Genomic DNA, 14,323 nt, shown 5'->3' on the forward strand with positions numbered 1-14,323 from the left:
TCTCCACGAGGGCGCCGTACGAGTGGCGGTGTGAGCAGTGTGGTCGGCAGTGTCGGGCGCCGGTGTGGCGCATCGTCGACAGCCGTGAGCGTGCCGATGTCCTCGAAAGCCGCGGTGGGCTCGACAGGTTCGGGCCCGGGCTGCACTGGGCGGGCTGCCCCGGCTGCGGGACCCGGGCGCATGTCGAGGCGCCGGTGCTGGTGCTGCGGGCCGGGACGCTCGTACCGTCGTTGTTCGCCACCTCCGTCGCGGAGCTCCAGCACGATGCCACCGCGAGCGCGGCCGCGCTGGTGGAAGAAGCGCGGCTCGCCGGGGCCTTCGCCAGTGGGCGGTTCGGCGGGAACGTGGTCGTGCTGCCGCGCAGGCTGCTGCCCTTCGTGCTGAGCCGGGACACGGAACGGGATCTGGCGGACCCCGAGGCGGCATGCGCGGAGTTGACGTCGTACGGGGCGCCGACGGTGGACAACTACCGGATCTTCCTGGACAACGTGGCGGCGGAGTCGGCGGGATCCGGTGTCCGGGAGCTGCTGTACGCCGTCACCGTGACCATGCCGGACCGGCTCGCCGAACTGGTCCGGGCGCATCCCCGGCTCACCGAAGACACCCTGGTGTGCGACGCCGGGGCGCGGGAGCTGCGCGAGGTCGCCGGCACCCCGCTGGAGGCTCCGCTGCGGCTGCGGCAGCGGTTGCTGAGGGACCTGTGCGCGGGGCGTGTGCCCGTGGGTACGGCGATCGAGCGCTACGCGGTGGCGATGGCCGCCTTCGGACAGGGGCTGCGGGCCCGGCTGTACGAGATGTACGACGAGGTTCGGGGCACGGACGGCCCGGAAATCATCCCACTCGCACGCCAAGCGCTCGAACTCGCCGGGCAGACGGGTGAAACGGCGGTGGAGGGCGAACTCGCGGCGCGGCTGGGCGGGTTGTTGGTGTCTTCCCTGTATACGGCCCATCCTGCCGACCCCGTCGAAGCGGTGCGCGTGCTTCAACTCGCCCTCGCCCGACTGCCGGAAGGCACCCTCCAGTGGGCCGAGGTGGCTACCAACCTCGCCTCCGCCCAGTATTTCCGTGACGACGGTGACCACATCGAGCGCTGGGAGTCCGCCCGCGATCTGCTCGCCCGTGCCGCCGCCACGGTGGACCGCCGCGCCCACGGCGAGGTCTGGGCCCGGGTGCAGACCAACTACGGGCTGCTGCTCGGTCAGCGTCCGGGCGGCGGTCCCGCCGATCTGACGCTTGGTATCGAGCATATCGAGGCCGGCCTGGGCGAACGCTCCCCCGAACGCGACCGCGTCGACTGGGCCTACTCCCTGATCAACCTCGGGCTGCTCCTGTTCCGGCGCGGCGAACCGGGCGACCAGGAGCGGGCCGAGCGGTGCTACCGGGACGCCCTCGGCCGGCTGCGTCCGGGGGACGACCCCGTGCTGTGGTCGCAGCTCCAGTGCAACCTGGCCGATCTGCTGCTCGCCCCCGGGCGCGATGCCGCCGACCCGCGCGGCGCCCATGGCGCGGCGACCGCCGTGGTCGCCTTCGACGCTGCGCACCCGGGGCTCCTCGACATCAGCCGCGCCACCTGGCTCCTGGCGCGGACCGCCGACCTGCTCGACGGTCCGGGGAGCGCCGAGGGTCTACGGCTGCGGCGCGCGGCGCTGACCACCGTACCGCCGCGGGTCTTTCCGTTCCTGCATCTGTCCATCGCCCGGGAGGCGATCGACGCACTCGCCGCGGCCGAGGACTGGGGTGGCGCGGCGGATGTGGCATCGGGCATGCTGACCGCCGTCCATGCACTCTACGACGCCCAGATCACCACCGCCGGCCGCCGGGGCGTACTCCTGCTGACGCGCGGAACCGCCCGTCAGGCCGCGTTCCTACTGGCCCGCGCGGGGCGCCCGGAGCGTGCGGTGGAGGCAATCGAGCGGGGGCTCGCCCGTGAGTTGTCGGCAGTGGCCGGGCGGGACACGGTGGATCTGGCGGCGCTGGAGGGGGTCGATCCGCTGCTGGCCCGCCGGTTCCGGGAGGCACGGGAGCGGTATCGGGTGGTGGTCGCCGGGGTTGAGGGGGCGGGCACCGAGCCGACCAGCAGGTTCACCGCCCCGGCCGGAGGGTTCGTCACCTCCGTGGGCGCGCAGGCCGCAGCCGAGCGCGGCGTACGCACCGTGGTCGAGGAGATCCGGGCGATCCCCGGCTTCGAGGGGTTTCTGCGGACGACCGAGGTAGCGGATGTCGTCTGGGCGGCGGGCGGGATGCCGCTTGCCTATCTGGTCAACTCGGTCTGGGGCAGCTGTGTCCTCGTGGTGCCGCGGGACGCGCGGACCGGGGTGCGCGCCGTGTTCGTCCCCGAGGTGACCAGCTCCTCGATCGTCCGGCTCCTGACGCTGGACCTGGAGGCCCAGAAGGCGGGACTGTTCCTCGTCCAGCAGGCCGGTGCGCTCAAGCGGCGGCGTGAACTGCCCGGCGCGGTGGACCGGTTGCGGGGACTCGCCCCGCTGCTGCGGCCCCTCGCCGGGCTGCTGGCGGAGGATCCGCGGCACGAGGTGGTCGTCGTACCGACCGGGCTGCTGGGACAGGTGCCGTTGCAGGCCGTGCCGGTGGGGGAGGGTGGTGAATTGCTCGATGACCTGGGGACGTTGACGCTGGCCCCGTCGGCCGGGGTGTACGCCGCCTCCCGGGTCGCCGCCGGCCGGCCGCCGTCGCCCGTGCCGCGGCTGGTCGCCGTCTCCGATCCCGACGGCTCGCTGCCAGGCGCGCGCAGTGAACTGGCTCAGATCCGGAGCCTGTTCGAGGCGGGCGGGGAGACCATGTCCGCCGTGGGGGACGATGCCACGGTCGAGTGGCTGCTCGGGCATCTCGCGGAGGCATCGTATCTGCACCTCAGCTGCCATGGGAGGGCGGAACTCGGCGGGCAGGGCGGCACGTTGGCGCTCGCGGACGGCATCCTGGATCTGGACGCGCTCGTACGCCGCCAACTCCCGCACTGCCGCATGGTGGTGGCGGGGGCCTGTCAGTCCGGGCGGTACGAGGTCATCGACGCGCCCGACGAGTTCACCGGGCTGCCGGGCGGCTTCCTCCAGGCCGGAGCCGCCTGTGTGATCACCAGCCTGTGGCAGGTGAACGACCTGGCGACGGCACTGCTGATGACCCGCCTGTACGAGCTGCTCGCCCCCGTCGGCGGTGCGCATGGTGGGCCCCCGGTGTCCGCCCTGCGCGCGGCGCGAACCTGGCTGCGGCGGCTGACCTGGTCCGGCCTCGCGCGGTACACCGACGCCCACCCCCACCTCGCGTCCCTGGCCGGGCGGTACGCCCGGATCGAGCGCGACGCCGACGAACGTCCCTTCGCATCCCCCGTGTACTGGGCGGCGTTCACGGCGTGGGGGGTGTGAGCAGGGTCAGCCCCGGTAGGTCGGGCCGAACTGGTCGAGCGTGTAGTAGGCGTCGGGGTCGGAGGGCGACTGCGGGGCCCTGATCTCCATCAGAGAGTAGCGGCCGCCGACAAGGCCGGAGACGACGACCGTGGCGGCCGAGGTGACCTCCCGGCCGTCGGCACAGCTCGGCTGGCAGACCACCTCCGAGACGACGCCCTGCCCGGTGGCCTTGGCGCTGCCCCAGTCGGTCCAGATCACGTCGTGCAGCGTGGCCTTGCCGTCCCCGCAGGCCAGCAGGAGCGAGACGGGCTCGGTCAGGGGCTTGCCCGAGCAGTCGTCGATCGTCCCGGTCTGCCGGGTCCGCTGGGGGTTCGGGGCGGGCGGCGCCTGACCGGTGGGCGTGGCGGGCTGAGTGACCGGCTGAGTGGCGGGATCCGTGGAGGGGGTCTGTTCCTCGCTCGGCTCCTGCTGCGGGGTCGTCCGCTGTTGCGGTGTGTCGTCCTCGGTCGGCTGGAGCCGGGTCGGTCGGCTCGTCACCGGGGCGTCGGCGATGCGGGTGCCGCCGTCGCGGCTCGGGACCAGGAGCAGCAGCGCTGTGAGGACCACGCCGACGAGGACCGCGGCCACGACCACGAGGGCGAGCCGGGCCCCCGACAGGCCGTGCGGCTCCGGGCGCGGCGGCGCCTCGACCGGGGGGTCCGAGGCCGGGGCGGTGTCGGCGGGGGCGATCAGGTCGTCGACCTCCGCCGTCCAGACAGGCGCCTCGGGCTCCAACGTCGCGATCACGTTCAGCAGTTGGGCGGGGTTCGCCCGCTCCTCCGGGTCCTCGGCCAGGCATACGGCGACGACCTGCCGCAGCCGCACCGGTAACTTGTCGAGGTCGGGCTGTCGCTTGCTGACGCCGGTGTACGCGGCGACCAGCAGCATCCCCAGCGCGACCATGTCGGCCGCCGGCACAGACGCCCCGCCGCCCCGCCCCGGCGCGTCGCTGGTCAGCAGCGGCCCGCCCCGCGTCAGCAGCACGTTCCCGGCCCGCACGTCCCCGTGCGCCCGCCCGGTCCGGTGCAGCACGGCCAGCGCCCCGGCCAGCCCCGCCGCGATCCACAGCACCGCGTCCTCCGGCAGCCCACCGGCGGTCCCGACGACCTCCTCGAGCGAGGGCACGGGCCCGGCGCCGTCGGCATCCTTCCGCGCCAACTTCCCACCGGACCACACCCTCACGTGCCCCGCCCCGCCTTCTACCGGATCACTGCCTGCCGAACGGCTCATCCCATCCCCCCGACCAGAAGAAGTTCCAGGACGAGTCTGACCAAATCCGGCCTGACCTACAAGGACTTGGACACCGGGGCCCAGCCCTTCACCACACCAACACGCACCGAGAGATGCCCAAGGCGTACGTGTGACTCACCCGGGAGCCGGACCGTTCAGTTCCCCATAAGACACTTCAGTGGCGCACGGGCGGCGAGGCGAGCAGCCGCGTGTGACCATCAGCACCGTGCGCTGCCGCTTTGAACCCATCGTTTCGGGAAGGACGTGCCCCTCGTGTCCATCACACAGGACGAATGGAACTCCGGCTACGCCGATGGCCGCCGCTATCGCCGGCTCACCGACCGTGAGCGGTCACTGCTTGCCACCCACCTTCCCGCCCCGGTCGACGGCAAGGCCCTCGATGTCGGGTGCGGGGTCGGAGAACTCGCAGCCCATCTGTCCTCGCTCGGCTACCACGTCGACGCCGTCGACTGGTCCGACAACGCCCTCGCCGAGGCGACCGCCCAGCACGGAAATGCCGCCCGGTGGCTGCGCCTGGACATCGAGCTGGAGGACTGGGCACCACTGCACGCCGACGGCTACGATCTGATCACCCTCCGGCTCGTGTATCCCTTCCTGAAGCACCGCGACCGAACCATGCGGGCCCTCGGCAGCCGCCTGCGACCCGGCGCCGCCATCGTGGCCATCACGCCCCTCGCCGCCGACACCCCGGCGGAGCGGCGCGACATCGCGCTCGACGAGGACGAACTCGCCCACTTGCGGGCCGGCTGGTCCACCTCGGAACGCCACGACGCTGAAGGACTGGCCTTCGTCGTCCTGCGCGGCCCTCGTCCGGCCGACGCCACACCACCGTCCTCGCCATCGGCCGACCGCACGCCACGCGCACCCGCCGACGCCCGAGACGCCACGCCCACCTCGCGGCAGCATCACTTCAGCCTGCGGGAGCGCTACTACACCCAGGTGGAGTCCGGACGCAAGACGATCGACATACGCGTCGGGACACCCAAGAAGGCGGCCGTCGAGACCGGGGACACGATCGTCTTCCGCGCGCCGAACAGCGGGCGGGAACTCGACATCGTCGCGAAGCGGATCACCCCGTACACCTCTTTCGAGGAGCTTCTGGACGCGGAGGATCCAGCACGCATCGATCCCGACCGCACGCGCGAGGAGCAGCTCGCCAACCTCCGCCGCATCTACGAGGACCTCAACGCCGAAACCTGGACCGTTTACGGCCAACGTCAGCTAAACCGTGGGTACATGCCGCCTCTCCCCAAACGACTGGAGTGGGCTCCGTGGGAGGGGGTCGGTCCCGGTGCCGAGATCCTCGGTGACGTCACCGGCAAACGCGTCCTGGACATCGGCTCCGGCCCCGGCCACCACGCCGTACACCTGGCCCGCATGCACGATGCGCAGGTCACGGCGATCGAGCTGTCCCCCACCCAGCACCAACGCGCCACCGGTACGCACGCAGGCACCCCCGGCGTCCGATTCGTACATGGCGACGTGATCGACTACCTCCGCACCGCCCAGCCCTTCGACGCCGCGTACGCCATCGGCAGCCTCGCCTTCACCGACCCACACCGCTCCCTGCCCGCGCTACGCGACGGCCTGCGCCCCGGCGCACCGCTGATCCTCTCGCTCCTCCACACCGACCTGCACGGCCGCAGTCCATCCACGACAGTCGCGCCACGCGAACAGATGATCAAGCTCCGCGACGATCCACCACTGCCCACCCGGATGTGGGTCCTGGCACCGCAACTGTGGGAAGAACTGCTCACCGAGAACGGCTTCCGAGTCGAGGCCATCGACCTCCTGCTCCCCCCGGAGGAGAACAACCCCGTCGTGCAGCAGCTCATCCGCGCACGCCGCCTCCCGAACCGTCCCACCCGCGTCTCCAGTCGACCCCGCACCAAGCGGCCGCCCGCGCCGCACGCCGCCATCGGTGTCGGCGCCATCGTCCTCAGCGACCAGGGCGTACTCCTCGGCCGTCACCGTCGCGGCACCCTCGAACTGCCGGGAGGCACCGTGGAGGCCGGGGAATCTCTGGAAGCGGCCGTGACCCGCGAACTCGCCGAGGAGACCGGCCTGATCGCCCAACCCGACGACGTCACACTCCTGGGCACACTTGTCGACCACGTCGGAGTCATCGTGCGGGTCACCGTCGGCGCCGTCGTCAGCACCTGGCAAGGGCAGCCGGCCACGCAGCCGGACGAGAGCGTCGGTGACTGGGCTTGGTACCCCCTGGACCAATTGCCCGACGGCCTGTTCGTGTGCAGCGCCCAGATCCTCACGGCCTGGCGCCCCGACCTGCCCATCGACCACACCCCAGCACATTTCACCCCCTACGCCTAACGCGCGGTACAGAGCGCTCGGGTCCGTGCGCGTCAGGTCCGAAGGCCGGATCGCGTCCGCCTGGGCACCCGTCAGCGTCGAAGGTGGCGGTCTGCCCTGCCTCAACGGGGTGCTCGGTGCCGTTGACAACGAGCACCGTCTGTCCGGCGGTGACGTTGACGGTCTCCACGACGCCGGCGTGGTCGGCCGCCGCGTTCGTCCTGCTCTACAAGACCCTGGCGATCGGCCCCATGAACGTCCTGTCCCCGGTCACGGCACTGGTCTCGGCGATGGTGCCGGTCGCTGTCGGGCTGGTGCAGGGTGAACATCTGGGGCTGGCCGGGCTGATCGGCCTGCCGTCGGCGCTGACGGCGGTGGTGCTGGTCAGCGCGGGACACGGTGCGAAAGTCGGCCCGGCCGTCGCGCACCGCACTGCTGACGGGACCGCACCGAACAGCTCGCCGTCCAGTTCGAGCCTGGGCGGCGAGCTGTACGCGGTGGCCGGCCCCGGGTGCGGAGGCGGCTCCCACGGCTCAGGCGGGGAGGGACTTCCCGCGGGTTTCGGGGGCGAGGCGGACCAGTCCCATGCCGAAGACGAACACCACGGCGGTGAGGGAGAGCGGGAGTGTGAGGGATCCGGTGCTGTGGATGCCGTAGCCGATCAGGAAGGTGCCGGCGGCGGCGACCCAGCGGGAGAAGGTGGTGGTGAAGGCGAATGCGGTGGCTCGCATCCGGGTGGGGTACTGCTCGGGGAGCCAGATGGTGAAGACGGCGAAACTGGCTCCGCCGAGGCCGAGTACGGGCAGGAAGGCGAAGGTCAGGCCGATGGAGTGGAGCGGGTAGGCGATGCCGTAGGCGCCGATGATGCCGACAGCCATGAGACCGAAGAGGGCGACGAGCGCGCCACGTCGTCCGATGTGGCCGGCCAGCCGCGGTACAGCGAAGCATCCCAGAATGGTGAACGCGGCCACGGTCATGGAGGAGAGGCTGGCGAGATGCACGGTGGTGTCGTGGCCGTTGCCCGCGTCATCCGACAGGTTGGTCATCGCGGTGGGCACGTAGGTCGACCCGGCCCACAGGCCGATGACGCAGACCACGAGCAGCAGCAGGTTGCCGATGGTGCGGGCGCGGTAGGGCGGCGAGAGCACTTCGACGACGGGTTGCCAGAAGGAGCGGGCCTCACGTTCCGAGGCGTCCTCCTGCCAGCGCTCGGGCTCGGGGGTGGTGCGGCGCATGAGGAAGACGGCGAGGGCGGGGATGCCGCCGATGAAGAACATGCCGCGCCAGCCGAGTTCGGGGCCGAAGAGCAGGTAGACGGCCGAGATCGCCAGCACGCCGAAGTACGCGGCCGAGTGCATCAGGCCGCCGAATCGTTCCCGCACGCGTTCGGGGATGACTTCGGAGAGCAGGGTGCCGGCCATGGCCCATTCGCCTCCGACACCGACGGCGGCCAGGAAGCGGTAGGCGTTCCACTCCCAGACGTTGGTGGCGATGCCGGCGAGGGCGGTGAAGACGCCGTACATGATGATCGAGCCCATCATGGCGGGCTTGCGGCCGAACCGGTCGGCGATGGGGCCCCAGATGAAGGCGCAGCCCCAGCCGAGGAGGAAGACGGCGGCGCCGATCTGGCCGTACCAGCCGATGTTCTCGGGGGTGGCCTCGACGCCCGCGGCGGGGAGCAGCTGGGTCAGGGTGGGGGCGAGGACGAGTCCGGGGATGGTCCAGCTGAAGCCGTCCATGGCCCAGCCGCCGAAGGAGCCCCAGAAGGCCCGGCGCTGGGGTTTGGTGAGGCGGGTGGGGGCGGTGTCGGCGGTGGTGTCGTGAGGTGTTTGCTCGTTGATCGTCACAGGGACCTCGATTTCGGCTCAGGAGGTGGCGACGCCGGGGAGAGAGAGCGGGACCTGCGGTCCGGGGCAGGTCAGGCGGTGAGGCGGGAGAGAAACGTGCTGAGGCCGTTCTGCATGCTGTCGTAGTCGGCGGCGGGGCCGGCCGGGAGCTGACGCAGACGGTCACGCGCGGGGTCGAGGAGGATGTCGACGGATCGTTTCGCGGCACGGATCGCGGCCGTGGGATGGGCGGTGATCGATGCGATCACATCGGCCGTGGCGGTGTCCAGGGTGATCTCGGGGACGCTGGTGGTGGCCAGCCCGAGCCGTACCGCCTCCGCGCCGTCGGCCAGCCGTCCGGTGAGGAGCAGGTCGCGGGCCGTCGCCGGGCCGGTGAGCAGGGCGATGCGGGCCGCGAAGGAAGGAGGCACCAGGATGCCCCAGCGGGCGATGGGCATGCCCATCGTGGCCTCGGATGAGATGATCCGCAGGTCGCAGGCGCAGGCCAGCTGGCAGCCGGCTCCGACGGCGGCACCGCGGATCTGCGCGATGACGGGGATGGGGAGACGTTCGATGGCGGTGAGCGCCGACTCCATCGCGGCGAAGCTCGCGTCGATCTCGGCCGGGTCGGCGGACAGCCATTCCCGCATGTCGGAGCCCGCGCTGAACGTGCGGTCCCCCCTCCCGGTCACGACCACCACGCCCAGCGACCGGTCCTCGGCCAGATCCTCGAAGAGTGCGGCAAGTGCTTGCCAGTCGCGGGTGCCCAGGGCGTTGGCCCGGTGCCCGGTGCCGACCCGGACGGTGGCGACGGCCTCGTCACGCTGGATGCTGATCGCTCCGGTGTCCGTCATCGGACGGCTCCCGCGGCGTGCAGCTCGGCGATCTCCGCCTCGGTGTAGCCGGTCTCGGCGAGTACCTCGTCGGTGTGCTGGCCGAGGACCGGGGGCGCGGTGCGTATGCGGGTGGGTGTTCCGCTGAGTTTGAGCGGGGAGCCGACCGTGCGCAGTGTGCCCACGGTGGGGTGGTCGAGTTCGGCGACCATGTCCCGGGCCGCGGCCTGCGGGCTTGTCAGGGCCTCCCCGACGGTGTTGACCGGGGCACACGGCACGCCGGCGTCATCGAGCAGCTGTGCCCACTCGGCGCTGGTGCGCCGGGAGAGTTCCGCTTCCAGCAGTGGGATCAGCTCGTGGCGGTTGCGGACCCGGTCGGGATTGGTGACGAAGCGCGGGTCGGCGGCGAGCGCGGCGATGCCCAGTACGCCGGTGAGGCGCTGGAAGAGTCTGTCGTTGCCGGCGGCGACCATCAGGTAGCCGTTTCCGGTGGTCAGGACCTGGTAGGGGACGATCGTGGGGTGTGCCGAGCCGTGCGGCACGGGGGTGACGTCGGTGGCGAAGTAGCCGCCGGCGACGTAGGTGAGCCAGGCGAGCTGCCCGTCGAGCAGTGACACGTCGATGTGCTGGCCGCGTCCGGTGGCGTGACGGGCCTGGAGGGCGGCGAGGATGCCGATGGTGGCCCACATACCGGCGCCGATGTCGGCGGTGGCGACGCCGGGCCGCATCGGCGGGCCGCCGGGCTCACCGGTGATGCTCATCATGCCGCTCTGGGCCTGGGCGATGGCGTCGTAGCCGGGACGGGCGGCCCAGGGGCCGGTGTGCCCGTAGCCGGATATCGAGGCGTACACCAGCCGCGGGTTGCGGGCGGACAGCTCACGGTAGCCAAGGCCGAGGCGGTCGGCCGTGCCCGGACGGAAGTTTTCCACCACCACGTCGGCGAGGTCGGCCAGGCGCAGGACGAATTCGCGGCCCTGGTCGGTCTTCAGATCCACCGAGACGCCGCGCTTGTTGCGGTTGGCGGCGAGGAAGTAGGCCGCCTCGGTGCCCTGGAAGGGCGGGCCCCACTGGCGGGTGTCGTCACCGTCCTTGGTGTCCTCGACCTTGACGACGTCGGCTCCGAGGTCGGCCAGGACCATGGTGGCCATCGGCCCGGACAGGATGCGCGACAGATCGAGGATCCGGATCCCCTCCAGCGCGGCGGTAGCCGTCGTGGGCGGGGGTGTGGAGTGTGCGTCGTGCGTAGACATACGCGGTCGTGCCTTTCGTGGTGCGGAAGCCGGCGGCGAAAAATTGGATGGACCACTGAGCCACTGGACCTGCGATACAGTGTTCGCCGGACCGATTACCTGTCAAGGGGTCGGGAGGGAGTCCGTCCAGGGAGAGGATCCGCACCGGTGTCTGAGTCACTGCGTCCGCTGGCACGGCCCCGGCTGTATGAGCAGGTGGTGGCCAGACTGCGCGAGTACGTCCAGGCCGAGGGCCTGCGTGCCGGAGACCGCATGCCTCCGGAGCGGGATCTCGCCGACCAGCTCGGGGTGAGCCGTACGTCCGTACGGCAGGCCATCGTCGCGCTGGAAGTGCAGGGCCTGGTCGAGGTGCGCCATGGAGGAGGCACCTATCTGTTGCGCGACCGGCTGGACGCCGAGCCGCTGGAAGCCATGATCGACCGGCGCCGTCGGCTCCCGGATGTCCTGGACGCCCGGGACGCGCTGGAGACCAAACTCGCCGCCCTCGCGGCCACCCGCCGAACGGAAGAGGACCTCGTTCAGATCGACGCAGCTCTGGCCGCGATGAAGGAGGCGGTGGACCACGGAGAGCTCGCCGTCACCGAGGACGAGCGCTTCCACGCCGCCGTGACGGCGGCGGCGCACAGCCCACTGCTCGCCGAATTCATGGCCGAGATATCGCTGTCGATCGCCGAGAGCCGCACCGAGTCCCTGCGCCAGCCGGGGCGCCCCGCGCAGTCACTTCACCAGCACGCCCTCATCGCGGAAGCCGTGCGCGCCAAGGACCCCGAAGCCGCCGCACGCGCCATGCACACCCACGTCGAAAGCGTGGGCCACGTCAAACTCCTCGAATGGCAGGCGAACTCCGACGAGGAATGAGTGAGTCCGCCTTACGGTCACCCGGCTTGCCGTGGTCCAGCTTGTTCTCCCACCTGCCCGAGCGACTCCGCGAGTCCCCGCACGAGGCCGAGGCCGGACCAACCGGCTGGAGCGAAGCGAACGTCAAGGCCGCCGAGGGCTTTTTCGCGCACCACCTGGACCGCCCGGGAGTCGGCTTGTCCACGGACAGCATCGTGCCCGCGAGCGATCAGGTGGGCGACTCCGTCCTGGGCCCCCGCACGGTTGGAGCTGCGCCCTGGCCCGCCTCGACGGCGACCGCTCCCGGGACCGCACCATCACCGTGCCCACCCGGCTGGTCGTCCGAGGCTCGGAGGGAGCAACCCGCGCCCGAGCCGTAAGCGGTCTGCTCATGTCGGCCGACGAGCCGAGAGCAGTCGCAGAGCGCGATCACTGATCGTGCCCATACTCGGACAATCGCAAAGCCCCAGGTCAACCACAGTACGGCAATCAAGACACCCTTCAGGGCCTGCGTCCGAAGACCACCAGCGCCTCCCGGGGCATCGTGACCGTCACCGCGCCCGTGCCGGCGTCGGACGATACCTGCACCTCGCGGAATCCGCCGTCAGCGTCCTCGTAGCGAAAGATGTCGCAGACCAGTTCGAAGGCGCGGCGGTGGGCACCCTGCTCACCGAGTTCGTCGCGGAGCCGGTCCAGGCCGTACATGTCGACCATGTAGCGGCCCAGTTCCTGTTCCGCCTGCTGTTCCGTGGCGCCGGAGACGACGAAGGAGTCGTCCATCACGGTGGCCACCACGTCCTCGAAGCCCGTCGACGTCAGGTACGACATGGCCTCGTCGCGCGCGAAGTGGGGGTAGTCGTGGCCCGTGGGCGCGTACACGTCGACGACCTTCCTGAACCACATGTCCACCGGTGAGTCGGTGAGGAAGTCGTGGAGCACGAACATCCCGCCCGGCTGCAGGACCCGGAACGCCTCTTCGGCCACCGTCCCGCGCCGTGGCACCGGAATGTGGTGGCTGCCGTAGGCGAGCAGCACACCGCCGACCGAGGCATCCCGGAAGAGGAGGGACTCGGCGCGCTGCCGCAGCGCAGGGGTGCCGCTCGCCCAGGCCTGGCTCACCATGAACGGCGAGGCGTCACAGGTGGCTATCACGGTGTCGTCGCGTCCGCTCAGGGCGACGACACGGCTCACCAAGCCGTCGCCGCCCAGCAGGTCGACCAGGATGCGGGAGTCGGCGCGGCTGTTTCCGGTGACGATGTCCACCAGCTGGTTGATGCCCCGGGCGCGGGTCCGGGTGGCACGCTGTGCGACGACGTAGCTCTCGCCCCGGCCGCCGCTGCCGGAGTCACCGAAGTCGTCCGGAGCGCTCGGGAGTTCCAGGGACCGGTGCCGCTGTGCCGCCACCCGGGCCGGGTCGAGAGCGGCATGGATGTCAGGGTGTCTCCCGGCCAGCATCCCGGCCTGTGCGCCAACGTCCGTCCCGATCACGCATTCCTCCAATGTCCCGGCGTGGTGGCTGTCACGGCCGGCTCGTCGGTCGCAGGGGCGCGCACACCTGTGATCCGGCCACCCGGACACCACGGGACCTGCGCAGGTCGGCCACGGCGAAGCAGCGCCGCAGCCACCGGTCGTGGCCGTCGTAGCGGGGCGTGAAGCCGGTGCGGCCGTGCACGGCAGAACGGTTGTCGATGACGATCAGGTCCCCGGCTTCGAGCACCGTGCCCACCAGCACGGCGCACATGGCGTCATGGAGTTCGCCGAACGCCCGCGCCGCCGCGTCGTCCAGCGGTTCCATGGCGTGGAAGTCGGCGACGAGTTCGGGGGCGGCATCCGGTCCGGACAGGACGGGCAGCGGAGGTGAGACGGCGCCGGCGTCGTCGCCGGTGTGGCCGAACGAACTGCTGTGCCGGATCCGGAACGAGGGCTCGCGCAGCGCCGAAACACACTCGGCCGACAGCAGGGGCAGCGCCCGGCCGATGGCGCCTGAGGTGGTGCACGCGCGGCGCTCGTGATCGGCGCGCAGGCACAGCAGCGTGAGGAAGTCCGGCTTGAACGGGTGGAAGCCGTCCTCGGTGTGCATTTCGAGCATCACACTGCCGCTGTTCTCCTGCCGCGCCTCGTCACCCCGGACCGGGGTGACGTCCTGGACGAGGCGGCCGCCCTTCTCGTCCGCGTAGGCGATGACGTCCCCCAGCCAGGACACCGCCGCGAGCTGCGCGAGGGTCGCCAGCGGCAGCCGTGACCAGTCGGGGGCGACACCGCCGGCGGGGGTCGGAGGCAGGGTGTCGTCGAGGGGCACGTTCCGCACGATCAGGGTGCCGTGCGGATTGCCGGCCCGGCGGAAGTGGCTGAGCGCGCGGGCCATACGGGGCGGGAGCCAGCGGGCCGCCACCTCGATCTCCGCGAGCAGTTCGGGGACGTCGAGCGGCTCCGGTCCGGCCAGGCCGGGGGGCGGCAGCGAGTCGGCCATCTCGGTGACGAGCCTGCGGAACCGCTCCGCCTCGTCCGGCGTCAGCTCCAGCGTCACCTCTTCCACACCGCCGAGGGCAATGTCCTGGGGCTGTGTAAGCAAACCGGTCCTCCTCACGGTCCTCCTCACGGTTTGACTCGCGGTCCAC

Annotated in this window: 9 protein-coding genes and 3 pseudogenes; 5 read left to right on the plus strand and 7 right to left on the minus strand. The window is 71.4% G+C overall.

Annotation, left to right across the window (positions count from 1 at the left end; all coding sequences use genetic code 11):
* Positions 1-62 precede the first annotated feature (62 nt).
* Positions 63-3,377, plus strand: coding sequence for a CHAT domain-containing protein (locus ASC60_RS43810; RefSeq protein WP_267892834.1), 3,315 nt, complete (start codon positions 63-65; stop codon positions 3,375-3,377).
* Positions 3,378-3,383: 6 nt separating this feature from the next.
* Here ASC60_RS43810 and ASC60_RS30770 read toward each other — a convergent pair whose 3' ends face one another.
* The gene (locus ASC60_RS30770; RefSeq protein ID WP_234357205.1) at positions 3,384-4,556 is read right to left on the minus strand and encodes a hypothetical protein; all 1,173 of its coding nucleotides are present in this window, start codon (positions 4,554-4,556) and stop codon (positions 3,384-3,386) included.
* 345 nt (positions 4,557-4,901) lie between these two features.
* Here ASC60_RS30770 and ASC60_RS43905 point away from each other — a divergent pair.
* Positions 4,902-5,354, plus strand: a pseudogene (locus ASC60_RS43905) (class I SAM-dependent methyltransferase); the annotation flags it as partial.
* Positions 5,355-5,384: 30 nt separating this feature from the next.
* Positions 5,385-6,980 (plus strand): NUDIX domain-containing protein, encoded by a 1,596-nt coding sequence (locus ASC60_RS43910; RefSeq protein ID WP_370592985.1) that lies wholly within the window; start codon positions 5,385-5,387, stop codon positions 6,978-6,980.
* On the opposite strand, the pseudogene ASC60_RS44205 reads toward ASC60_RS43910, so the two are convergent.
* Positions 6,964-7,158, minus strand: a pseudogene (locus ASC60_RS44205) (hypothetical protein); the annotation flags it as partial. The gene ASC60_RS43910 and the pseudogene ASC60_RS44205 sit on opposite strands and share 17 nt — an antisense overlap.
* A gap of 4 nt (positions 7,159-7,162) precedes the next feature.
* On the opposite strand from ASC60_RS44205, the pseudogene ASC60_RS44210 reads away from it, so the two are divergent.
* A pseudogene (locus tag ASC60_RS44210) lies at positions 7,163-7,397 on the plus strand (EamA family transporter); the annotation flags it as partial.
* 95 nt (positions 7,398-7,492) lie between these two features.
* On the opposite strand, the gene ASC60_RS30780 reads toward ASC60_RS44210, so the two are convergent.
* From ASC60_RS30780 to ASC60_RS30790, 3 genes are all read right to left on the minus strand, one after another.
* Positions 7,493-8,806 (minus strand): MFS transporter, encoded by a 1,314-nt coding sequence (locus ASC60_RS30780; protein ID WP_055556705.1) that lies wholly within the window; start codon positions 8,804-8,806, stop codon positions 7,493-7,495.
* A gap of 71 nt (positions 8,807-8,877) precedes the next feature.
* Positions 8,878-9,639, minus strand: a complete 762-nt coding sequence (locus tag ASC60_RS30785; RefSeq protein ID WP_055556707.1) for an enoyl-CoA hydratase/isomerase family protein — start codon at positions 9,637-9,639, stop codon at positions 8,878-8,880.
* Positions 9,636-10,868: a CaiB/BaiF CoA-transferase family protein gene (locus ASC60_RS30790; RefSeq protein ID WP_055556708.1), complete on the minus strand. Its 1,233-nt coding sequence runs from the start codon at positions 10,866-10,868 to the stop codon at positions 9,636-9,638. Before ASC60_RS30790 ends, ASC60_RS30785 begins: the two co-directional genes overlap by 4 nt.
* 147 nt (positions 10,869-11,015) lie before the next feature.
* On the opposite strand from ASC60_RS30790, the gene ASC60_RS30795 reads away from it, so the two are divergent.
* Positions 11,016-11,726 carry a FadR/GntR family transcriptional regulator gene (locus tag ASC60_RS30795; protein WP_055556710.1) on the plus strand — a complete coding sequence of 237 codons (711 nt, stop codon included), beginning with the start codon at positions 11,016-11,018 and terminating at the stop codon, positions 11,724-11,726.
* A gap of 480 nt (positions 11,727-12,206) precedes the next feature.
* Here the strand turns inward: ASC60_RS30795 and ASC60_RS30800 are convergent, their stop codons facing one another.
* Together ASC60_RS30800 and ASC60_RS30805 are read right to left on the minus strand one after the other, a co-directional pair.
* A complete protein-coding gene (locus tag ASC60_RS30800) occupies positions 12,207-13,193 on the minus strand; it encodes a class I SAM-dependent methyltransferase (protein ID WP_055556712.1) in 987 nt (328 codons plus the stop codon).
* Positions 13,194-13,224: 31 nt separating this feature from the next.
* Entirely contained in the window at positions 13,225-14,277 is a 1,053-nt protein-coding gene (locus tag ASC60_RS30805) for a TauD/TfdA family dioxygenase (protein WP_159043340.1), read from the minus strand.
* Positions 14,278-14,323 lie beyond the last annotated feature (46 nt).

Source organism: Streptomyces sp. NBRC 110028 (assembly GCF_001417735.1).
Classification (GTDB): domain Bacteria; phylum Actinomycetota; class Actinomycetes; order Streptomycetales; family Streptomycetaceae; genus Streptomyces.

Excerpts from the sequence above, each read along its gene's own strand:
- ASC60_RS30790 (WP_055556708.1), bottom strand. The coding sequence starts at position 10,868 with ATGTCTACGCACGACGCACACTCCACACCCCCGCCCACGACGGCTACC.
- ASC60_RS30785 (WP_055556707.1), bottom strand. The coding sequence starts at position 9,639 with ATGACGGACACCGGAGCGATCAGCATCCAGCGTGACGAGGCCGTCGCC.